This is a genomic window from Flavobacterium potami (assembly GCF_020026915.1).
Classification (GTDB): Bacteria; Bacteroidota; Bacteroidia; order Flavobacteriales; family Flavobacteriaceae; genus Flavobacterium; species Flavobacterium potami.
The window spans coordinates 626223-646095 of record NZ_JAINUY010000002.1; the positions used below are offsets into that span (position 1 = coordinate 626223).

22 protein-coding genes are annotated in these 19873 nt (G+C 32.2%); 11 read left to right on the forward strand and 11 right to left on the reverse strand.

Annotated elements, in window-relative coordinates:
- The 4 genes from tpiA to K6T82_RS08600 form a co-directional block, all read right to left on the reverse strand.
- Positions 1–753: a triose-phosphate isomerase gene (gene tpiA, locus K6T82_RS08585; protein WP_223705518.1), complete on the reverse strand. Its 753-nt coding sequence runs from the start codon at positions 751–753 to the stop codon at positions 1–3.
- 98 nt (positions 754–851) lie between these two features.
- Positions 852–1349: a TlpA family protein disulfide reductase gene (locus K6T82_RS08590; protein WP_223705519.1), complete on the reverse strand. Its 498-nt coding sequence runs from the start codon at positions 1347–1349 to the stop codon at positions 852–854.
- Between the two features lie 310 nt (positions 1350–1659).
- Positions 1660–2760: a BT_3928 family protein gene (locus tag K6T82_RS08595; protein ID WP_223705520.1), complete on the reverse strand. Its 1101-nt coding sequence runs from the start codon at positions 2758–2760 to the stop codon at positions 1660–1662.
- 80 nt (positions 2761–2840) lie between these two features.
- Positions 2841–3380: a DUF1599 domain-containing protein gene (locus K6T82_RS08600; protein WP_223705521.1), complete on the reverse strand. Its 540-nt coding sequence runs from the start codon at positions 3378–3380 to the stop codon at positions 2841–2843.
- A gap of 226 nt (positions 3381–3606) precedes the next feature.
- Between K6T82_RS08600 and folP the strand changes: the two genes are divergently transcribed.
- Both folP and K6T82_RS08610 read left to right on the forward strand, forming a co-directional pair.
- Positions 3607–4431 carry a dihydropteroate synthase gene (gene folP / locus K6T82_RS08605; protein ID WP_223705522.1) on the forward strand — a complete coding sequence of 275 codons (825 nt, stop codon included), beginning with the start codon at positions 3607–3609 and terminating at the stop codon, positions 4429–4431.
- Positions 4432–4593: 162 nt separating this feature from the next.
- Positions 4594–5226, forward strand: a complete 633-nt coding sequence (locus K6T82_RS08610) for a hypothetical protein (protein ID WP_223705523.1) — start codon at positions 4594–4596, stop codon at positions 5224–5226.
- 27 nt (positions 5227–5253) lie between these two features.
- On the opposite strand, the gene rlmH is transcribed toward K6T82_RS08610, so the two are convergent.
- The 6 genes from rlmH to K6T82_RS08640 form a co-directional block, all read right to left on the reverse strand.
- Positions 5254–5727 (reverse strand): 23S rRNA (pseudouridine(1915)-N(3))-methyltransferase RlmH, encoded by a 474-nt coding sequence (gene rlmH, locus K6T82_RS08615; RefSeq protein ID WP_223705524.1) that lies wholly within the window; start codon positions 5725–5727, stop codon positions 5254–5256.
- Positions 5728–5834: 107 nt separating this feature from the next.
- Complete coding sequence (locus K6T82_RS08620) at positions 5835–7280, reverse strand: amidohydrolase family protein (protein ID WP_223705525.1); 1446 nt, start codon at positions 7278–7280, stop codon at positions 5835–5837.
- Positions 7281–7475: 195 nt separating this feature from the next.
- A complete protein-coding gene (locus K6T82_RS08625; protein ID WP_223705526.1) occupies positions 7476–7760 on the reverse strand; it encodes a GNAT family N-acetyltransferase in 285 nt (94 codons plus the stop codon).
- Positions 7761–7766: 6 nt separating this feature from the next.
- Positions 7767–8162 carry an OsmC family protein gene (locus K6T82_RS08630; protein ID WP_223705527.1) on the reverse strand — a complete coding sequence of 132 codons (396 nt, stop codon included), beginning with the start codon at positions 8160–8162 and terminating at the stop codon, positions 7767–7769.
- 2 nt (positions 8163–8164) lie between these two features.
- Positions 8165–9046, reverse strand: coding sequence for a pirin family protein (locus K6T82_RS08635; RefSeq protein ID WP_223705528.1), 882 nt, complete (start codon positions 9044–9046; stop codon positions 8165–8167).
- A gap of 239 nt (positions 9047–9285) precedes the next feature.
- Positions 9286–10386: a DNA alkylation repair protein gene (locus tag K6T82_RS08640; protein WP_223705529.1), complete on the reverse strand. Its 1101-nt coding sequence runs from the start codon at positions 10384–10386 to the stop codon at positions 9286–9288.
- A gap of 293 nt (positions 10387–10679) precedes the next feature.
- On the opposite strand from K6T82_RS08640, the gene nadC reads away from it, so the two are divergent.
- The 5 genes from nadC (at position 10680) to priA (ending at position 16198) form a co-directional block, all read left to right on the forward strand.
- A complete protein-coding gene (gene nadC / locus K6T82_RS08645) occupies positions 10680–11537 on the forward strand; it encodes a carboxylating nicotinate-nucleotide diphosphorylase (RefSeq protein WP_223705530.1) in 858 nt (285 codons plus the stop codon).
- 78 nt (positions 11538–11615) lie between these two features.
- A complete protein-coding gene (locus K6T82_RS08650; protein WP_223705531.1) occupies positions 11616–12539 on the forward strand; it encodes a YihY/virulence factor BrkB family protein in 924 nt (307 codons plus the stop codon).
- Between the two features lies 1 nt (position 12540).
- Positions 12541–12969, forward strand: coding sequence for a DUF2147 domain-containing protein (locus K6T82_RS08655; protein ID WP_223705532.1), 429 nt, complete (start codon positions 12541–12543; stop codon positions 12967–12969).
- 11 nt (positions 12970–12980) lie between these two features.
- The gene (gene bla-B1-FLAV, locus K6T82_RS08660) at positions 12981–13724 is read left to right on the forward strand and encodes a subclass B1 metallo-beta-lactamase (RefSeq protein ID WP_223705533.1); all 744 of its coding nucleotides are present in this window, start codon (positions 12981–12983) and stop codon (positions 13722–13724) included.
- Positions 13725–13747: 23 nt separating this feature from the next.
- Complete coding sequence (priA, locus tag K6T82_RS08665; RefSeq protein ID WP_223705534.1) at positions 13748–16198, forward strand: replication restart helicase PriA; 2451 nt, start codon at positions 13748–13750, stop codon at positions 16196–16198.
- Here priA and K6T82_RS08670 read toward each other — a convergent pair.
- Positions 16195–16893: a LytR/AlgR family response regulator transcription factor gene (locus tag K6T82_RS08670; RefSeq protein ID WP_184163564.1), complete on the reverse strand. Its 699-nt coding sequence runs from the start codon at positions 16891–16893 to the stop codon at positions 16195–16197. The two genes, priA and K6T82_RS08670, sit on opposite strands and share 4 nt — an antisense overlap.
- 177 nt (positions 16894–17070) lie before the next feature.
- Between K6T82_RS08670 and rpsF the strand changes: the two genes are divergently transcribed.
- The 4 genes from rpsF (at position 17071) to K6T82_RS08690 (ending at position 18783) form a co-directional block, all read left to right on the forward strand.
- Complete coding sequence (rpsF, locus tag K6T82_RS08675) at positions 17071–17412, forward strand: 30S ribosomal protein S6 (protein WP_026729424.1); 342 nt, start codon at positions 17071–17073, stop codon at positions 17410–17412.
- A 5-nt stretch (positions 17413–17417) separates the two neighbouring features.
- A complete protein-coding gene (gene rpsR / locus K6T82_RS08680; RefSeq protein ID WP_002987043.1) occupies positions 17418–17714 on the forward strand; it encodes a 30S ribosomal protein S18 in 297 nt (98 codons plus the stop codon).
- A 68-nt stretch (positions 17715–17782) separates the two neighbouring features.
- The gene (gene rplI / locus K6T82_RS08685) at positions 17783–18223 is read left to right on the forward strand and encodes a 50S ribosomal protein L9 (protein ID WP_223705535.1); all 441 of its coding nucleotides are present in this window, start codon (positions 17783–17785) and stop codon (positions 18221–18223) included.
- Positions 18224–18309: 86 nt separating this feature from the next.
- Positions 18310–18783, forward strand: a complete 474-nt coding sequence (locus K6T82_RS08690) for a DUF6495 family protein (protein WP_223705536.1) — start codon at positions 18310–18312, stop codon at positions 18781–18783.
- Positions 18784–19873: the final 1090 nt, after the last annotated feature.

A 19873-nucleotide genomic window follows, 5' to 3' on the forward strand; every position in this document is an offset into this window, starting at 1 on the left:
TTAGATAGCAGTAACAATAGCTAAGAAATCGTCAGCTTTTAAAGCTGCACCTCCAATTAAACCACCATCTACGTCTGGTTTAGAGAAGATTTCTTTAGCGTTTTCTGGTTTTACAGAACCACCGTATAAAATAGAAACTTCGTCAGCGATTTCAGCTCCGAAAGCTTTGCGGATAGTTTCTCTAATAAATTCGTGCATTTCTTGTGCTTGTTCTGGCGAAGCAGTTTCTCCAGTTCCAATAGCCCAAACTGGTTCGTAAGCCAAAACAACTTTAGACCATGATTCTTTTGCTATGTGGAAAACTCCGTCACGCAATTGGTTTTCAACGATATTGAAATGATTGTCAGACTGACGATCTTTTAATTCTTCTCCAAAACAGAAAATAACTGTCATGTCATGTTTTAAAGCTGTATCCACTTTACTAGCGATTAAAGCATCACTTTCGTGGAAAATTGCTCTACGCTCAGAGTGACCTAAGATTACAGTATTTACTCCAATGCTTGTTAGCATATCTGCAGAAATTTCTCCAGTAAAAGCACCACCTTCAGCTTGGTGAACGTTTTGAGCAGAAACTCCGATAGTTGTGTTTTTTAATTTTGCAGCTGCCGCTTGTAAGTTTACAAAAGTTGGTGCTACAATTACTTGTGCATTTGTTTTTGCTGGAATTTTAGCAATTAACTCGTTTAATAATTCTTCAGTTTGCCCTGCATTTTTATGCATTTTCCAGTTTCCTGCAACAATCGATTTTCTCATTTTGGTAGTTTTATATTATTTTTTTGTTTTTTGTTTGAATTTAAAGTCAGAACTCAAATTGATATTTGAATTTTGACATTGCTATTGTCATTGAAAAATTATTTCAAAGATTGCAAAGTAGAATTGATTTTGTCAAAATCAGTTTCAATAGCACGATAAAGAACAATTTTTCCAGTTTTATCTACAATGATATAACGTGGAATCCAGTCTAAATGGATCGCTTTTCCGAAAAGACCTTTCATTCCGTCATTCATCATGTAATGATCGCCTTTATTCAATTCGTGTTTTTCGATTCCAGCTTTCCATTTTTCAGCAGTTTTGTCAGCCGAAATAAATAAATAAGAAACATCAGGATTATTTGCTTGAAGTTCTTTTAGTTTTGGCATAGCTTTTACGCAATCCCCGCACCAAGAAGCCCAAACTTCAATCACTAAAGTTTTTCCTTTGTATTTTTTTAAGATGTTTTTAAAAGCAGTCTGACTATTGTCAGTTCCTAATAATTTTTCAGATAAAGCTTCTTTAGAAAAAGTTGTTTTCTGAGCTTGTGAACATGAAAAAGTAATAAATGCAATTACGATTAAAGCAATTTGTTTCATATAAATAATCATTTTCAACAAAGTTAAACAAACAAATCGAAAGCCAAATGCAGATTAACAAAATTTGAAGACTCGTTTATTTTGTAACAAAACCACTATTTTGGGTTAGAAAAAGTGGAATGAAATCGTAATAGTAGAGGCAAAAAATCTTGGTTTTTACTAACTAAGATTTTTTAGAAATAAAAAAGTGATGAAAATTTTATTTTTAAGAGAAAATTTTTGTTCAAAAAACGTCAGATTTGAATGAAAAAAGCCTTCAATAATTTAATTTTTATTGAAGGCTTTTTTTGATTTATATATTGTTGAAATATTACAATTTCAAATCCTCAACATCATTGTAATGCACTTTTTGAACAATAGTTCCATTTTGAACCACAACAATACTCGGATTAGCTCTTTCAACGGTTTTTAAAGCTGTTCCATCGCAGAAATAGAAATCAATATCTAAAGCGTAATCTTTTTTCGCTTTAGCGATTTCGTCTGCTCCAGAAGCCGTCATTCCAATTACTTTGTAACCCTTTGCTTTTGCATCAGCAGTAACTTTTGCTAATTTTTTCATTCCTTCCGGGTTTGATAAATTCAAATCGTAAGTAACGTAGATTAACAATTTTGGCTCTTTCAATAATTCTTCTTTATAATCAGAATCGTCTTTTGTCATGGTAAAATCGTGAATTGGCGGTACATAACCTTCAGAAATTACTTTGTCTTTACGATCCACAAAAGTGGCACCTTCTGGAATATTCATTAAATCTTTCTCAGTAAATTCTTTGTCAACACCGTTTACTTTATAAATAAAGATCATTTCAACCACCGATTTTGGAGCACCTTCCGGAATTTCCATTCCTTTCTCAATGTTTGTTCCTACTTTATACGGACGGAAATCTTTTATCGGATTGTGATTGATAACCCAAACGGCCATAAATACACATAAAACAATACTCAATAAAGTAATGATGTTGGTAACCATTTTTGAAAATAATGGTTTTACTAATTTTTTATTGATGAATAAAATCAAGATGAAGAATAATAAAACAACATCTTTTGTGAATGACTGCCAAGGAGTTAAATGTAGAGCGTCTCCAAAACAACCACAATCTTTTACTACATCAAAATATGCCGAGTAGAAGGTAAGGAAAGTGAAGAAAACAATTAAAAGCAATAAAGCCCAAATGGTCAATTTTGATTTATATCCTACCAAAAGCATTACGCCTAAAACTACTTCTAAAATCACTAAAAATATAGCTAATCCTAAAGCCAAAGGCTCTAAAAAAGGCATATTGAAAACGGGCTCGCTGAAATATTCAGCCAATTTATAAGAGAAACCAACAGGATCGTTTAGTTTTATTAATCCAGAAATGATAAATAGCACACCGACAAATAATCGGGAGAATTGGGTAATGATGTTTTTCATGGGTAAAGTTTTTTCTGCCACGAATTACACGAATCTGCACGAATTAATTTGTGGGAATTTGGGTAATTTGTGGCTAAATATTATTTTATTGGATTAAGAATTAAAGCAAAAACAGAATAATTAATCATATCCTGATAATTTGCGTCTATTCCTTCAGAAACTAAAGTTTTTCCTTTATTATCTTCAATTTGCTTAACGCGAAGGATTTTCTGCAAAATCAAATCGGTTAAAGAACTTACACGCATATCACGCCAAGCTTCTCCGTAATCGTGATTTTTGGCTTCCATTAAGTCTTTGGTCAATTTTACTTTAGCATCATATAATTCAGTTGCTTTTTCAACGTCAAGATCTGGCTGATCTACAACACCTAATTCCAACTGAATCAAAGCCATAATAGAATAATTGATGATTCCGATAAATTCTCCTTTTTCATCTTCATCCACTTTACGAACTTCGTTCTCTTGCAAACTTCTAATTCGCTGTGCCTTTATGAAAATTTGATCCGTCAATGATGGCAATCTTAAAATTCTCCATGCACTGCCGTAATCTTTCATTTTATTGATGTACAATGTTCGGCAAATCGCGATAACATTATCAAATTCTTGGGAAGTATTCTTCATTTATATGCTGTATATTTGCTAAAATTTCTTCAAAAATAGGGATAAAATTAAAGAGTTTCAAGTTTCAGGTTTTCTTTGTTTCAAGTTTTTTCTAAACAAAGTGTTAATGGAACTAGAATGTGAAAAAGTTTCAAGTTTAAGGTTTCAGGTTTCACGTTGATATAGATTGCGTTTTCGAGAACTTGAAACCTGAAACTTGAAACATGAAACCAAAAACAACAAAATCATGACAATTAATTGCAAAGGAGAACTTATCGATTTATCAATCCCAAAAGTAATGGGAATCTTGAACGTTACTCCAAATTCTTTCTTTGACGGAGGAAAATATAAAAACGAAGACGAAATTATTTCGCAAGTTGATAAAATGCTATCTGAAGGCGCAACTTTCATTGATATTGGTGCTTATTCGAGTAAACCAAGTGCAGAATTTGTTTCGGAGCAAGAAGAAATCGACCGAATTGTCCCAGCAATTGAATTGATTTTAAAACACTTTCCGAAAGCATTATTGTCAATTGATACTTTTAGAGCTGAAGTTGCAAAAGCAAGTATAGAAAGCGGTGCTGCAATTATTAATGATATTGCAGCTGGAGAATTGGACGAAAAAATGTTTGACGTAATTGCGAATTACAATGTTCCATACATCATGATGCACATGCGAGGAAATCCGCAGACGATGCAGAGTTTGACTCAATATGATGATATTATAAAGGAAATGCTTTTTTATTTTTCGGAGAAAGTAAAAAAAGCCAGAAGTTTAGGAATTAACGATTTGATTTTAGATCCAGGTTTCGGTTTTGCCAAAACAACCGATCAGAATTATGAAGTAATGCAAAAAATGGAACTTTTTAATCTTTTAGAATTACCAGTTTTAACGGGAATTTCAAGAAAATCAATGATTTATAAAACGCTTGGAAATACACCTCAAGAAGCTTTAAACGGAACGACTTTTTTGAATACTATCGCTTTGACAAAAGGAGCAAAAATTCTTCGTGTTCATGATGTGAAAGAAGCTGTGGAATGTGTTACTTTGTTTAATAAACTGAATTCGTAATAGTTTAATTTGTCATTTCGACTGAAAGGAGACCCGAGCGATAGCGAATAGGCGAAGCAAATCACAAAAGAAACTCGATAAAGATTGGCGATTTTCTTTGTGGAATCCCGCGTGTGATTCCTCGTTCCTCAGAATGACAAACCTTGACGTAAAAAAAATAATATGAAATACCTTTCTCTATTTATAATTTGCCTTCTATTTTCCTGCGGAAAAAAAGAAGATGTTTTATTGCCAAAATCAAATATTACAATTGTGAAAGATGTGCAAGATCTTTCGCCGATTTATATTTTCTTTAAAAAGGAAGGAAAAGATACAATTGCCGATGTAAACCGTAAAAGTAGTATTATCTCTACCAATTGGATTTTTAATATTGACAAGCGCTTGCCTCTAAAAGTAGTAATTCCAGAAGTAATGAAACTACAGGAAAAGAAAAGAGCAGACAGCGCTCATAAAAATGAAAATGCTGAAAACTATTATTCTTATGCTGATTCAATCGGGAAAAATTTGGCTTTTGTTCCTTTCACGAAAGTGTATTATAAAATGGAGAGACCTAATAAAGATAATTTCGTGGTTTATTTCAAAAAAGGAAGAAAACAAGTTTTTATGGGAAATAGGGAAATAAAAACCACTCAAATACTACAAAACTTTTATAGCATAAAGTTTCAAAAAGTACCCGATTTAGTATTTGTTTTTGACAAGAATATGAGTTATGAAGAATATATTCGATACAAAATTTTGCTGCATAAATATGTAACGTCTAATCTCGATAGGCTTCCAGTAGAATTTATTTTTTAATACTAAAAACTATAAACTGAAAACTAATTATTGGTGATGATAAGGTTCATTTCTTAAAATTGTAAATCCGCGATACAATTGTTCGATAAAAAATAAACGAACCATTTGATGGGAAAATGTCATTAGCGAGAGCGAAACTTTTCCTTGTGCTTTTTTATAAACGGTTTCAGAAAAACCATAAGGTCCGCCAATTACAAATACCAACGTTTTTACGCCAGAATTCATTTTCTTTTGCAATTCTTCGGAGAAACCAACGCTTGAGAAAGTCTGTCCGTTTTCATCCAACAAAATCAATTGATCTGTTGCAGAAAGTTTGGAAAGAATCAATTCGCCTTCTTTTTCTTTTTGCTGACTTTCAGATAAGTTTTTTACATTTTTGATATCTGGAATAATCTCCAATTCAAATTTGATGTAGAACGACAAACGTTTGGTATAATCGTCAATCAAAGTTTGAAGCGACTTATTGTCTGTTTTGCCTATTGCGATAAGTTTGATGTTCATTTTAGTCTTTTTTTGCCACGAATTACACTAATTGGCACAAATTTAATTTTTAAATATAATTTTATCTGCCTGATTTGCGAGAGTATAATGTTTCACGCATATAAATATTAGTTTTTAGAAAATTTAGCTTCAAAAACTTTAAAACGAGTATCTAAATCCTTCAGTAATTGTTTCTTAACCGAAGCATCTTGAATAAAACTATAATTAATGCTGTTGTAAACGTATTTTTTAATCGTTTCGTAATTCACATCAGGATATCTTTTTGCCAGTAAAACATATTGTTCCGTCATGCTACTTCTTAAAATTCCCGCATCATCAGTGCTGATTACAATTGGAACATTAAATTCTTTGTAAAGTGTAAACGGATGTCTGTTTTCTTTTACTTTTAAAATGAATTCGTTACTCGCTAAATTGATCTCAATCGGAATATTATTTTTAGACATGTATTTCAATAAATCATACGAATTGGCTTCGTAAGCAATATCAACTCCGTGACCAATTCTGTTTGCTCCGGCAACGTGAATCGCGTCATTAATATGCCAAGTCAATTCTTCTGGCTGAACCAAACCTAAAGTCAATTCGCCAGCATGAAGTGTGTATTTTACCTCCGGAAATTTAGAATGACAATATTTGAACATTACCATGTGCAACCAATAATCTTTCATTGAATTTTCGCCGTGTTCTGGAGAAACGATATTTACTCCGGCAACCAATTTACTGTCGTTTGCAGAAATAAAAGCAATTGTTAGATTCTTGAATAAATCAACCGGACTCATAAAACGAAGCACAAAGTTTTGATAACGCATGGTGAAATTTTCGTCATCCATTTTTAAGTCTTTATGCAGTTTTGCAATAAAATTATTGTTGAAATCTAATGCGTATTTTTTAGCATCTTTCTGCTGTAATGATTTGTATAATTCATCTAAAAGTTTGAAAGCAGCTTTTTCATCTTTTTGAACAGCAGTCTGACGTAATTTTGAATTGAAGTCTGTTAAATCAGAAACATTCATATCGCACGGAATTGTCGATAATTGTGTCTCAATATAAAGTACATTTTCTGCAATGGCGCGTTTTTTTAATTCGAGCATTCCTTCTCCAAAATGACCTGCAATTGTTGGTTCAAATTTCATGAAAGAATCAAAGAATTGATCATCTGAAGGAACGGCACCATTATAGTCTTTAATAGACCAAGTCTGCATAATCTGCTGTTTGTAGTAATCTAACTTTTCATTTTCTGGTTTTTCGGGATTTAATTTTTCTTCTTCTATTATCGAAGAGAACTTTTTCCACTTTCCTTTTTCTGGTTTGGTTTTAGAAACCGCCATAGTTTCCAGATTCAAATAAAAGTCTTCTGCAATAGCTCTTTCCAAAAGAGGTTCTGCATAAATTGACCCTGAAAAATGATGGTGTAAATCGCCTCCTTTAGGCATTTGTTGAAAGAAAGCTGTTAATAGAGCTTCATTATTTCTGATTTTTTCTAAATAACTCTCAGCTGATTGAGAAAAGCCGATTTGTGCTATAAAAATACAGAAAAGCGTAATTATCCTTGTCATACTCTAAGTTTAAATTACATGCAAATATACGATTTTTCTTTGAGGTTCAAAGTGACAAAGTTACAAAGGGGCAAAGTTTTTCGCGCTGTTGTCGTTACTCGAAATGACAAACTGTATGTAAATAAAATAAAAAAGACGCACATTGGTGCGTCTCTACAATAACTTTGTTACTTTGTCACTTTGAACCTTTGTCCCTTAAGAAAAAAGTACATCACGAATTTCTTCAACCTTATCAAAAACGCTTTTCGCGAAAGGACAAAGCGGAATAATTTTCACATCATTTGCTCTAGCATAATCTACTGCCGCTAAAACCAGTTTTTTACCAACACCTTTTCCATTAAAATCGGGATTGACTTCTGTGTGATCAATAATGAATTTATCGTCTCCAGCCCAAGTATAGGTCATTTTTCCAGCTTCTTTTCCGTCTTCTATAGCATCAAAAGAACCTCTTTTTGTATTGTTTATTTGTTGAATTTCCATAATTATTTATACTAATGAAGTTTCGATTTTAATCGTATTGATAAGTGTTTTGTGAACAGGACAACTGTTGGCAATTTTCAAAATGCGTTGTTTTTGTGTTTCGTCTACATTTCCTGTGATTAGGATTTTTGTTGAAAATAAAGAAACAGTATGTTCTTCATTTTTTTCAAAATCTACCCAAATCGAAAGTTCTGAAACGTCCCAGGCTTTTCGGTCAATATACATTCGTAATGTAATTAAGGTACACGAGGCTAGAGAAGAGGCCAAAAGTTCAAACGGACTAAAGCCTAAATTTTTCCCTCCTATTTCCTGTGGTTCATCAGAAATAAGGATGTTACCAGTTTTAGATGTTATTTCTGTACGATATTTTCTTGTATCGATTGTTGCTTTAACTGTATCCATAATTATTTGATTCTTGGTTCAGGTAATGGTACAAATTCAGTTTCTCCTGGAACTCTTGGAAAAGTCTGTGCTGTCCAGTCTTGTTTTGCTTTTTCGATGAGGTTTTTATCAGAAGAAACAAAATTCCAAAAGATAAAATGTTCTTCAGGAAAAGGTTCTCCTCCAAAAATATAAACCGTAGAATTTGCGGCAATTTCAAACTCGCAAAGCGAACTTTCTGTAGTAATCAGAATTTGTCTCGGATCGTATGTATGTCCACCATTTTTAATACTTCCTTCTAAAATATATAAACCACTTTCGCCGAATAAATGCTGTCCAATATTGATTTTCTTCGCTTCTTTGCTTTTAATCTCAAGAAAGTAAAGCGGACTATAAACAGGAACTGGAGATTTTTTGCCAAAAGCTTCACCAGCAATCAATTTGTATGAAACACCATCTTCTTCCCAAGCCGGAATATCATCTGCTTCAACATGCGTGAAGTTTGGTTCCATTTGTTCCAATTCTTTCGGAAGTGCCACCCAAATCTGCAATCCGTGAAGCATTTTGTCTAAATGTCTTAGATATTCAGGCGTTCTTTCCGAATGTACAATTCCTTTTCCAGCTGTCATCCAGTTTACAGCGCCTGGTTTAATTTCTAATTCTGTTCCTAAACTATCGCGGTGCATAATGCTTCCTTCAAACAGAAAAGTAAGAGTTGAAAGCCCGATATGCGGGTGTGGAGGAACATCCATATTTTCATGGTCACTTAAATGCGCAGGTCCCATATGATCGATAAAAACAAATGGTCCAACGGCTCTTTTTTCGCGGAAAGGCAATAATCTTCCCACCATAAAATTGCCAATATTGGCAGCACGTTCTTCGATGATTAAACTGATGTTTGACATGTGATATTGTTTTGGTTTTAAAACAAAATTACAGCAGCGATGGTTGTCTGTAACTTAATTTAGATTAAGAAAAGTTGTTTTTGGTATTAACTATAAAAGTAAGGAAAATTGATGATTGTTCAAATTACTGATTTTAGGTTCTTTTTGTCAGACTGAGCGGAGTCGAAGTCCCGCAAAGTAATTCAGCAAATGTGGCTTCGACTTCGCTCAGCCTGACAGCACTGTACGATTTACGCTTTTTAATCAATCAATTCAAACTCCAAAACTTCACTTTCAGTTCCATTAATAATAATAGACAATTGATGAATTCCAGTATGAAAAACACGAGTTGTAATCAATTTGAAAGACTGATTTCGTTCAATCTTGGTTAATTGATTCGGATGATAGATTTTCTCGCTGATTTTAAAGACTTTTTTAGCCAAATGACCTTTTGCTTTTTTGTAATGAACAGCATATTCTAAACGAACCGTTTTGGCTTCTTCGTTTTTATTATGTAAATGAAAATGAAATTGTAGATAATCTCCAATTTTTACTTTTGGCGTTTTGATTTCGAAAGAAGAGAGTTCAATGTTGGTGCTTTCTAAGCCATAATGACTTAAGATTTCCGGATGTCCTTGTTTTAATAAAGTTCGGCAGCCGTGTTTGATAATTCCGTCGGTTTCTTTGCTGTGACCTTTCCATCTTGAAGCGATTTCGAGTACAATTTCTGGATTGTCTTTTACAATATCATTCAAATTATTGGCAACGCTTCTGCGTACATATTCTGAAGGATCATTTTTTAAATTTTCTAAAATCGGCAGAATAGAATTAGGGGCTTTTTTGAGGAACGGAATCGCCATTGCCCAAGGTAATCTAGGTCTTGAACCTTCACTTGCTAAACGACGTACGTGATGGTTTTCATGCAAAGACCATTTTACCATTTCGTCAATCATTTTTTCTTTGTATTTTAAAATAAAAGGACGAACGGCAAATTCACAACTTATAAATTGGGTTATAGAAACAAAAGCTTTTGCAGAAGTTTTAAAATCATCTAAGCCGTATGTTTCGATATAATCGGCAAAAAAGATATACTCTAAACCACCATTTGTAGATTTGTTTTCTTTTAAGTTTTTAATGATTTTATCAATTAAAGCAGTTGCTTCAGGAAAATTTTCTGGCATAAACTGATGTAAAACAACTGTCGTATGTTTCATTCGTTCCTTCCATTCTTTTTTCGCAAAATCGCCTTCGTAAATGGCATCAATGAATTTTTGTTTGTTGAATGAAGGATGTACTTCGGCAACAGCCTGACCAAATTTTTCGTAAAAAGAAACAGAGTAAATATCTTTAATTAATCCCATAATTTTTGCTTGATTGAACTTCAAAGGTATTTAATGTTTGTCGATTTTTCTACCATTAAAGCATTAAGTTTATTAAGATTTTGAGTTTAATTTTTCTTAATCAATAGATAGCTTAAAAGAATTTTAATGCTCATTGTTTCCTTAAAGTACTATTAATATCTTGAGCTTAATTTTCTTCATGTCTCAATGGTTAAAAAAGAAAATTTTAATGTTTTAAATAACTTTTCGCAGAAAGGAAACTTTCAAATCCATAAAATAAGTTCTAATTTAGCAGTATTATTAAAAATAGAAAAATGATAAGCGAAGCTCAATTTCAAGCAGAATTAAAACTTTTAATTAGTAATGCCATTAGAGAAGATGTCGGGCCAGGCGATTATAGTTCGCTTGCTTGTATTCCAGATACTGCTCATGGGCAGGCTAAGTTATTGGTAAAAGATCAAGGGATAATTGCTGGCGTTGAATTGGCAAAAATGATATTTGAACACGTCGATCCCAATTTGAAAGTGAAAACTTTTATTGAAGACGGAACGCATGTGGAATACGGAGAAGTCGTTTTTGAAGTTTCCGGAAGTTCTCAATCCATTTTAAAATCGGAAAGAGTGGTTTTAAACACCATGCAGCGTATGTCTGCAATTGCGACAAAAACGAACCATTTAATGGGGCTTTTAGAAGGAACAAGTGCAAAGATTTTAGATACGCGTAAAACAACTCCAAATTTTAGAGTGGCCGAAAAATGGGCTGTAAAAATTGGCGGAGGCGAAAATCACCGTTTTGCACTATACGATATGGTTATGTTGAAGGACAATCATATTGATTTTGCAGGTGGAATTACGCTTGCCATCAAGAAAACAAAAGAATATTTAAAAGCCAATAATCTGGATTTGAAGATTATTGTTGAAGCTAGAAACTTAGATGAAATTCGCGAAATTTTATTAAGCGATGGAGTTCATAGAATTCTGATTGATAATTTCAATTACGAAGATACCAAAACAGCTGTTGCTTTAATCGGTACAAAATGTCAGACAGAATCATCTGGGAATATCAGCGAAAAAACAGTCCGTGAATATGCTTTGTGTGGTGTTAATTATATTTCGTCTGGTGCTTTGACACATTCTGTTTATAATATGGATTTGAGTTTGAAAGCTTTTTAAATTGTTAATTGTAAATTATCAATTGTAAATTGAGAATCTAAGAAGTCTAACGATCTAAAAGGTCTAAATTCTAAAAATATGTCGCAAGAGATAGAAGCTCGGATTGAGAAAATACCTGTGGTGCGCTCTTTAGCCCGACTTTTGAAGAAAATTACATTGCCTTGGCTGGAAGGATTTTCGCTGTATGATTTGCTTGAAATGTATACTTTAGGAATTCTTGAAGGGGCATTTTCGTATCATGCAAGTGCGGTTTCTTTTAGTTTTTTTATGGCATTGTTTCCTTTTGCGTTATTTATTCTAAACTTGATTCCGTTTATTCCTATTGATAATTTTCAAGAAGATTTTCTGCAGTTTGTTCAGCAGAGCGTTCCACCCAATACTTTTGATGCGATTAGTAAAATCATTAGCGATATCTTAAATAATAGTCATTCTGGATTACTGTCTTCAGGATTTTTGCTTTCGATTTTCTTAATGGCAAATGGAATTAACGGAATTCTGAGTGGTTTCGAATCTTCTAAACATGTCTTTGACAAACGAGGTTTTTTTAGCCAATATTTGGTTGCATTGGCAATTTCGTTAGTAATGACGATTATTTTGTTCGTAACGGTTGCAACGATTGTTGTTTTTGAGGTTTTTATTCAAAAAACAATCATTCAGGATGTATTGAGTGATAGAATTCCGTTGATTATTTTAGGCAGATACCTATTCGTAATTCTAATGATTTTGATAACATCTTCAATATTATTGCGTTATGGTACAAAACAGTATAATAAAGTGCCTTTTATTAGCATTGGATCGGTATTTACGACAATTTTAATTGTTATATCTTCGTTCTTTTTTGGGATTTGGGTTATAAAATTCTCAAAATATAACGAACTTTATGGTTCTATTGGGACATTATTAATTCTAATGTTCTACATTTGGATAAACTGTATGATTCTGCTTTTAGGGTTCGAATTGAATGCTTCTATCAGAAAATTAAAACAAAAAAAAAATAAATAGTATGAAAAAATTGATGCTGACTATCGGAGTGTTCTTCTTTGCGCTAACCATGCAAAGCCAGAGTGTAATTGGAAAATGGAAAACAATCGATGATGAAACAGGTGAAGCAAAATCTGTCGTAGAGATCTACGAGAAATCAGGAAAATTATATGGTAAAGTGGTAGATATTCTTCGCGACAGTCATAAAAAAGATGTTTGTGTAAAATGTGATGGAGCTGAAAAAAACAAACCAATTTTAGGAATGGTTATCATGAATGGTCTTAAAAAGGACGGTTCAGAATATAACGGAGGAACAATTTTGGATCCAACAAGTGGTAAAAAATACAAATGTTATATTACTTTAGAATCTGCCGATAAATTAAAACTTCGTGGTTATGTGGGAGTTTCTTTAATGGGAAGAACACAATACTGGACAAGAGTAAAAAATTAATTAAAATATAAATGCGAAAATTAGCTTTGATAATTTTATTCTTAGTTATAGTTTTAAACAGCTTTGGACAATCTAAGAATTCGCCATTACAAATAAGTCATCTTACAGGTGACTTTTATGTTTATAAGACTTTTAGCAATTATAAAGGAGTAAAGATTTCTGCCAATGCCATGTATGTGGTTACTAATAAAGGCGTTATTCTTTTTGATGCTCCATGGGATAAAACACAGTTTCAGCCTTTGTTAGATAGCATAAAATTAAAGCATAATAAAGAAGTTGTTATGCTTTTTGGAACGCATTCGCATGAAGATCGTGCTGGCGGATTTGATTTTTATAAAAAAAAAGGAATCAAAACGTATTCTATAAAACTGACAGATGATATTCTGAAAAAGAACAATGAGCCTAGATCTGAATTTATAATTCCGAATGACTCCATTTTTACAGTCGGACAATACAAATTTGAAGTGTATTATCCAGGAAAAGGACATGCTCCAGATAATATTGTAGTTTGGTTTGCAAAAGAGAAAATTCTTTACGGAGGTTGTTTTGTAAAGAGCATAGAAGCAATAAACTTAGGTAATTTAGGAGATGCTGATGTGAAAGAATGGAAGAAGTCAATTGCTAAAGTGGAGGCTAAATTTCAAAAACCAAAGTATATTATTCCAGGACATGATGGAGGAAATACAAATAAATCTTTAAATCATACCTTAAAATTGGTCAATGCTTATTTGGCCAAATCATCTGAGGAAAAGTAATTTTCCTGTAATAAAAGAATTGCATGTTTTTCATCGAAGTCATTTTACCGCTTTCTTTAGCCAAGACATTTACATACCGAATTTCTGAAGCCGAATACCATTTCATTAAAAAAGGAATGCGTGTTGCGGTGCCATTTGGGAAAAGTAAAATATACACAGCTCTTGTTTTGGATGTTCATGAAAATGCACCAACACTTTATGAGGCTAAAGAAATTCACCAGATTTTAGATGAAAAAACAATTGCAACCGAAATACAGATTAAACACTGGCTTTGGATTGCTAATTATTATATGTGCGGAATCGGTGATGTATATCGCGGCGCTTTTCCAAGCGGATTATTATTGGAAAGTGAAACCATTATTTCGCATAAACCTGATGTTGTTGTTAATGACAGCGAACTTTCAGACGATGAATTTCTGATTTATGAAGCTTTGCATCATCAGAGTTCTTTGAAGGTACAAGAAATTGTATCGATTTTGAACAAAAAAAACATACTTCCAACACTTCAAAAATTAATTGCCAGAGATGTTATTTTTTTGGAAGAAGAGATAAAAGAAAACTACAAACCAAAATTAGTTCGATATGTGAAATTACATTCTCAATACGAAACGGATAATGGTTTGCAGGAATTGCTTGAGGTCTTGAAAAGCGCCAATAAGCAAAAAGAAATTGTTTTGACTTATTTTCAATTAAGTGCTTCTGAGAAGAAGCCAATTACGGTAAAAAATCTGACTGAAGCATCCAATTCGACTTCAACAACTGTAAAAGCTTTAATTGAAAAAGAAATCTTTGAAGAATATTTTTTGCAGCACGACAGAGTGACTTTTGAAGGAAAAAAATCAGAAAAAGAACTTCAGTTGAGTAAAGCACAGGAAGCTGCTTTTGTTTCAATAAAAAACAGTTTGTTAGAAAAAGAAGTCTGTCTTCTTCACGGTGTAACTTCAAGTGGGAAAACAGAAATCTATATCAAATTGATTGAAGAATATTTGCAGACAGGAAGACAGGTTTTGTATCTGCTTCCAGAAATTGCACTTACTACTCAATTGGTTTCTCGTTTGCGTCTTCATTTTGGAGATAAGGTAGCAGTATTTCATTCTAAATACAGTAACAACGAAAGAGTTGAAGTTTGGAAACAAACACTTGAAAATTCAGAAAAAGCGCAAATTGTAATAGGAGCGAGGTCTGCTCTGTTTTTGCCATTTAATGATTTAGGATTGCTGATTGTTGATGAAGAACACGAACAGACTTTTAAACAAACAGATCCAGCACCAAGATATCATGCTAGAGATGCTGCCATAGTTTTGGCTAATTTTCATAAAGCGAAAGTATTATTGGGTTCTGCAACTCCAAGTATTGAAACTTATTTTAATGCGAAAGCAGATAAATACGGTTTGGTGACACTTTCAGAACGCTATAAAAATGTGAGAATGCCTGAAGTTCTTCTGGTTGATTTGAAAGACAAGCATTTCAGAAAAAGAATGACAGGACACTTTAGCGATATTTTGATTGAAGAAATTGCTGAAGCGTTGTCTCTCGGCGAACAAATAATTTTGTTTCAAAACAGACGCGGATATTCTCCTATAATAGAATGTCTAACTTGTGGTCACGTTCCGCATTGTCAGCAGTGCGATGTGAGTTTGACTTACCATAAACATAAAAACCAATTACGTTGCCATTATTGTGGTTATTCTATTGCAAAACCAACAAATTGCCATAGCTGTTCCAGTATAGATTTAACAACAAAAGGATTTGGAACAGAACAAATAGAACAAGAGCTGATTTCTTTGTTTCCAAAAGCAAAAACAGCTCGTATGGATCAGGATACTACAAGAGGTAAATTTGGGTTTGAAAAGATAATCGATACTTTCAAAAATCGTGAAATTGACATTTTGGTAGGAACGCAAATGCTTGCCAAAGGTTTGGACTTTAATAATGTAAGTCTGGTCGGGATTATGAATGCTGATAATATGCTGCATCATCCTGATTTTCGAGCTTTTGAACGTAGTTTTCAAATGATGACACAAGTAGCAGGAAGAGCAGGAAGATCAGAAAAACAAGGAAAAGTTGTAATTCAGACCTATAACCCCAATCATAATACCATTCAGCAAGTTACAGACCATAATTATATAAGTATGTATAAGGAGCAATTGTATGATAGACAGATTTATAAATACCCACCTTATTTCAGAATTATCAAACTTACTTTAAAGCATAAAGATTACGATAAATTGAAAGAAGGATCAATGTGGTTGTATCAGGTTTTAAGCCAAAATCTGGGAATGCCAGTTTTAGGACCGGAAGAACCGGCTATAAGCAGAATACGAAATGAATATATAAGGACTATCTTGATTAAGATTCCGCAAAACCTGCATTTAGGAAACACAAAAAAAACTATTCAGAAGATGTTGAATAGTTTTGAGGCTGTGGCTCAATACAGAGCTATAAAAGTTATTGTTAATGTAGACTTCTATTAAGAAGGAGTAGAAAGAGCTTTAACAAGATCTTCTTTTTTATTGCGGCTTAAAGGTATTTTTGTAATACCGATTTCAGCAAATTTACTGTTAAAACGTTCTACCTTATCTATATTAATAATGTATGATTTGTGTACACGAATAAATTTATCTTTTGATAGATCATTTTCAAATGACTTCATTGTAGAAAGAACCAAGTTACTGTCGTCTTCTGTAACGACTCTCACATAATCACCAAAAGCTTCAATCCATTTGATTTTTGAAGTGAATATTTTAAGTTTTTTAAGGTTACTTTTAATGAAGATATGTTCGCCTTCTTCTTCTTTAATGTCTTTTTTAAGAAGATGCATGTCAATTGCTCTCTTGACAGAAGCGTTAAAACGATCAACTGCAATAGGTTTTTGCAGATAATCTGTTGCATCGTAATCAAAAGCCTTTAAAGCATATTCTGCTTTAGAAGTAATAAATATAATCTGAGGTTTAGATTTTAGTCCGTCCAGGAAATCAAAACCATTGATAACTGGCATTTCAATATCAAGAAATATTAAATCGATATTGTTTAAGGAAATACAGCTTTTAGCTTCAATTGCATTAGAAAAGTCTCCGATTAAATGCAATCCAGGGTGATTATTTACCAGCTTGGCAATAATCGTCCTTTGTATAGAACTATCATCTACAACAACACAGTTTAGTTTCATAACTTAAAATTTAGAATAAATTCAGGATAGCAGTAGTAAAAGTAATGGTTTTTTTGGAAAAAAAACTAAGGTCGACGTATATTTTTTGCATTATGACGAATAAAAGGAAAAATATGTTGTTTATTTAAAATTAATGATTACTTTTGCACCCAATTTTAACAAATAAATATTGTATTTATGAATCATTATGAAACTGTTTTCATTTTAAATCCCGTTTTGTCTGAAGTTCAGGTGAAGGAAACAGTAACGAAATTTGAAGAATTTCTTACTAGTAGAGGAGCTGAAATGGTATCGAAAGAGGATTGGGGTCTTAAAAAAATGGCTTACGAAATCCAAAACAAAAAAAGTGGTTTTTACCATTTATTCGAATTCAAAGTAGCTGGAGAAGTTCTTGTAGCTTTTGAAACTGAATTTAGACGTGACGAAAGAGTTATGCGTTTCTTAACTGTAAGTTTAGATAAACATGCTATTTCATGGGCGGAAAGAAGAAGAGCTAAATTAAAATCTACTAAAGCGTAATTATTATGTCTACAATTGAGCAATCTGCAAAAGGAAAAAAAGACGGAGATATCAGATATTTAACGCCTTTAAACATTGAAACTAACAAAACTAAAAAGTATTGCCGTTTCAAAAAATCTGGAATCAAATACATCGATTATAAAGATGCTGATTTCTTATTGAAATTCGTTAATGAGCAAGGAAAAATTCTTCCTCGTCGTTTAACTGGAACTTCATTAAAATACCAAAGAAAAGTTTCTGTAGCTGTAAAAAGAGCTCGTCACTTAGCTTTAATGCCATACGTGGCCGATTTATTAAAATAGTATAAAAACTCTAGTCGCTGGTTTCTGTTGAAGCAGAACCTAACTTCTAAAATTATAAGGACAACAACATGGAAATTATTTTAAAACAAGACGTACAAAACTTAGGATTTAAAGATGATGTAGTATCTGTAAAACCTGGTTACGGTCGTAACTTTTTAATCCCTCAAGGTTTTGCTACTTTAGCAACTCCTTCTGCTAAAAAAGTTTTAGCTGAAAATTTAAAACAAAGAGCTCACAAAGAAGCTAAAGTTGTTGCTGATGCAAAAGCAACTGCTGAAACTTTAAAAGCTCTTGAAATTAAAATTACTGCTAAAGCTGGTGGAGAAAAACTTTTTGGTTCTGTTACTAATATTGATATTGCTGAGGCATTAGAAAAATCAGGTAACGCTATCGATAGAAAATTCATCACTAGTGGTATCGTAAAACGTACAGGAAAATACAATGCAAGCATCCGTTTACATAGAGATGTTATCGTTGAATTACCATACGAAATTGTTGCTGAAAAGTAATAGTTTGAAAAAGTATACAAAAATCCCGATGTAAATCGGGATTTTTTTTTGAAATAAAATAAAAGTTAATAAAAGGTTTATTTGAAATGAAATACGCAAGATTAACAAAAGAACAGTTTGATGAACTGCATGCTGAATTTGCAAGTTTTTTGGCAACTCAAGCAATTGATAAGAAAGAATGGGATGAGCTTAAAATTAATAAGCCTGAAGTTGCTGAACAGGAGCTAGATGTTTTTTCTGATTTGATTTGGGAGGGAGTACTTTCAAGAGCAGAATATTTAGAGCATTTTTCTAAGCACCATATATTTCTGTTTCATTGTTTCGATACTTATATACAATCTATTGTTTTGAAGTCACTTTCTGCTGAAACTGATTTTTTAACTAAAGAAGGATTGCAATGGCTTAGTGATAATATGTTTACTGAGAATATTGAAATGAAAGTAGGAAAAAAAGTGTTCAGCGATGAAAGAAATGCTTCGATTTTTGAATTGATCAAACAAGGGGCATTTTTAAGTGACGGACAGCTTTTTAATCAAATTAATACAATTATAGAGTCTTAAAGCTTAAAAAGTTTTTTTTGAAAGGCAAACAATTAGAAGTTAATTGTTTGCCTTTTTTTTATTTTTTTAACTTTTGTTTATTCTTTTTTCTTTTCTTGAACAGGTATTTCTACGCTTTTTTTTAAAATCTTTCAAACTTTGAACAAAATAATTTGTAATATGCATTTCGTCGATAATTAGGTCTGTATTGCGGATATTTTGTGAGTTAATTTTTTCTTAAATGTAAGTTTTTACTTTCTTTTGTAGATTTTAACATATTTTATTCAATTTTTTGTTTAAGAAAACAATGAAAGCATAATTTTGTTAAAGTGGTTGATTTTTCTGATGTTTTTAAGCTGTGTTAAATGTGTGATAGTAGGTTTTGGAGTAATTTATAGGAATTTTATCCTTGTTTCGTGTTTTTGTTTTTGTTAATTTTAAAATACAAAAGTTAAACAAAGTTTTTGCTTTAATGTTCTTTTTAAAATGAAGCGGATCAAGGGAAGATTTTTTTAAATAAGACATATCCCCTTTATGCATTTTTTTTGAAGATGAAAAAATCTATTAATAACGTAATAAGTGTGTCTATGGAGTTGACAATTACTTTCTTTATCAAATTTAGTTTAGTTGTTTGTTTAGTATTAGCTTTAAATCATTTTATTGCTTCGCTAAACATTAAGAACAAATTGAATTTTTCTTCTCTATTAAAACTTTTATTAAAATTTTCATTTCTTGATTTATCATTTTTTTTACAATCCACTAGACTTGTTAAAAATGGTAAATTTTGTGGTACCTAAAAAATATTGTTGAATATTGGATTTTTAAGAGTAATCAACTTAAAATTCAAATTAAAGAGTAATCACCTTTATCTGGAAATATTCAGCAACTTATATAAAGAGAATTTCCCCATTCTACTTTTAACTAAAGGTTTTCATTATGAAAATTAGACCTGCAACAAATCACTCCTCTTGGAAAAGTGGCTACAAGCATTTTTCCTCCAAAAAAATGGAATATTTTTTATCTCGGCGAGATAAGAACTGTTCTGGGTATACGTAGAGATACCAAATTCAACATAATTTTTTCTGAAACGTTGTTTGAAAATCTGATTCTA

Coding starts and splice junctions, on each gene's coding strand:
- K6T82_RS08635 (WP_223705528.1), bottom strand. CDS start 9,046: ATGTCAAACATCAGTTTAATCATCGAAGAACGTGCTGCCAATATTGGC.
- K6T82_RS08590 (WP_223705519.1), bottom strand. CDS start 1,349: ATGAAACAAATTGCTTTAATCGTAATTGCATTTATTACTTTTTCATGT.
- rpsR (WP_002987043.1), top strand. CDS start 17,418: ATGTCTACAATTGAGCAATCTGCAAAAGGAAAAAAAGACGGAGATATC.
- rplI (WP_223705535.1), top strand. CDS start 17,783: ATGGAAATTATTTTAAAACAAGACGTACAAAACTTAGGATTTAAAGAT.
- rpsF (WP_026729424.1), top strand. CDS start 17,071: ATGAATCATTATGAAACTGTTTTCATTTTAAATCCCGTTTTGTCTGAA.
- K6T82_RS08655 (WP_223705532.1), top strand. CDS start 12,541: ATGAAAAAATTGATGCTGACTATCGGAGTGTTCTTCTTTGCGCTAACC.
- K6T82_RS08630 (WP_223705527.1), bottom strand. CDS start 8,162: ATGGATACAGTTAAAGCAACAATCGATACAAGAAAATATCGTACAGAA.
- K6T82_RS08600 (WP_223705521.1), bottom strand. CDS start 3,380: ATGAAGAATACTTCCCAAGAATTTGATAATGTTATCGCGATTTGCCGA.
- K6T82_RS08670 (WP_184163564.1), bottom strand. CDS start 16,893: ATGAAACTAAACTGTGTTGTTGTAGATGATAGTTCTATACAAAGGACG.
- K6T82_RS08640 (WP_223705529.1), bottom strand. CDS start 10,386: ATGGGATTAATTAAAGATATTTACTCTGTTTCTTTTTACGAAAAATTT.
- K6T82_RS08625 (WP_223705526.1), bottom strand. CDS start 7,760: ATGGAAATTCAACAAATAAACAATACAAAAAGAGGTTCTTTTGATGCT.
- tpiA (WP_223705518.1), bottom strand. CDS start 753: ATGAGAAAATCGATTGTTGCAGGAAACTGGAAAATGCATAAAAATGCA.
- priA (WP_223705534.1), top strand. CDS start 13,748: ATGTTTTTCATCGAAGTCATTTTACCGCTTTCTTTAGCCAAGACATTT.
- folP (WP_223705522.1), top strand. CDS start 3,607: ATGACAATTAATTGCAAAGGAGAACTTATCGATTTATCAATCCCAAAA.
- nadC (WP_223705530.1), top strand. CDS start 10,680: ATGATAAGCGAAGCTCAATTTCAAGCAGAATTAAAACTTTTAATTAGT.
- K6T82_RS08620 (WP_223705525.1), bottom strand. CDS start 7,280: ATGACAAGGATAATTACGCTTTTCTGTATTTTTATAGCACAAATCGGC.
- K6T82_RS08690 (WP_223705536.1), top strand. CDS start 18,310: ATGAAATACGCAAGATTAACAAAAGAACAGTTTGATGAACTGCATGCT.
- K6T82_RS08595 (WP_223705520.1), bottom strand. CDS start 2,760: ATGAAAAACATCATTACCCAATTCTCCCGATTATTTGTCGGTGTGCTA.
- K6T82_RS08610 (WP_223705523.1), top strand. CDS start 4,594: ATGAAATACCTTTCTCTATTTATAATTTGCCTTCTATTTTCCTGCGGA.
- K6T82_RS08650 (WP_223705531.1), top strand. CDS start 11,616: ATGTCGCAAGAGATAGAAGCTCGGATTGAGAAAATACCTGTGGTGCGC.
- rlmH (WP_223705524.1), bottom strand. CDS start 5,727: ATGAACATCAAACTTATCGCAATAGGCAAAACAGACAATAAGTCGCTT.
- bla-B1-FLAV (WP_223705533.1), top strand. CDS start 12,981: ATGCGAAAATTAGCTTTGATAATTTTATTCTTAGTTATAGTTTTAAAC.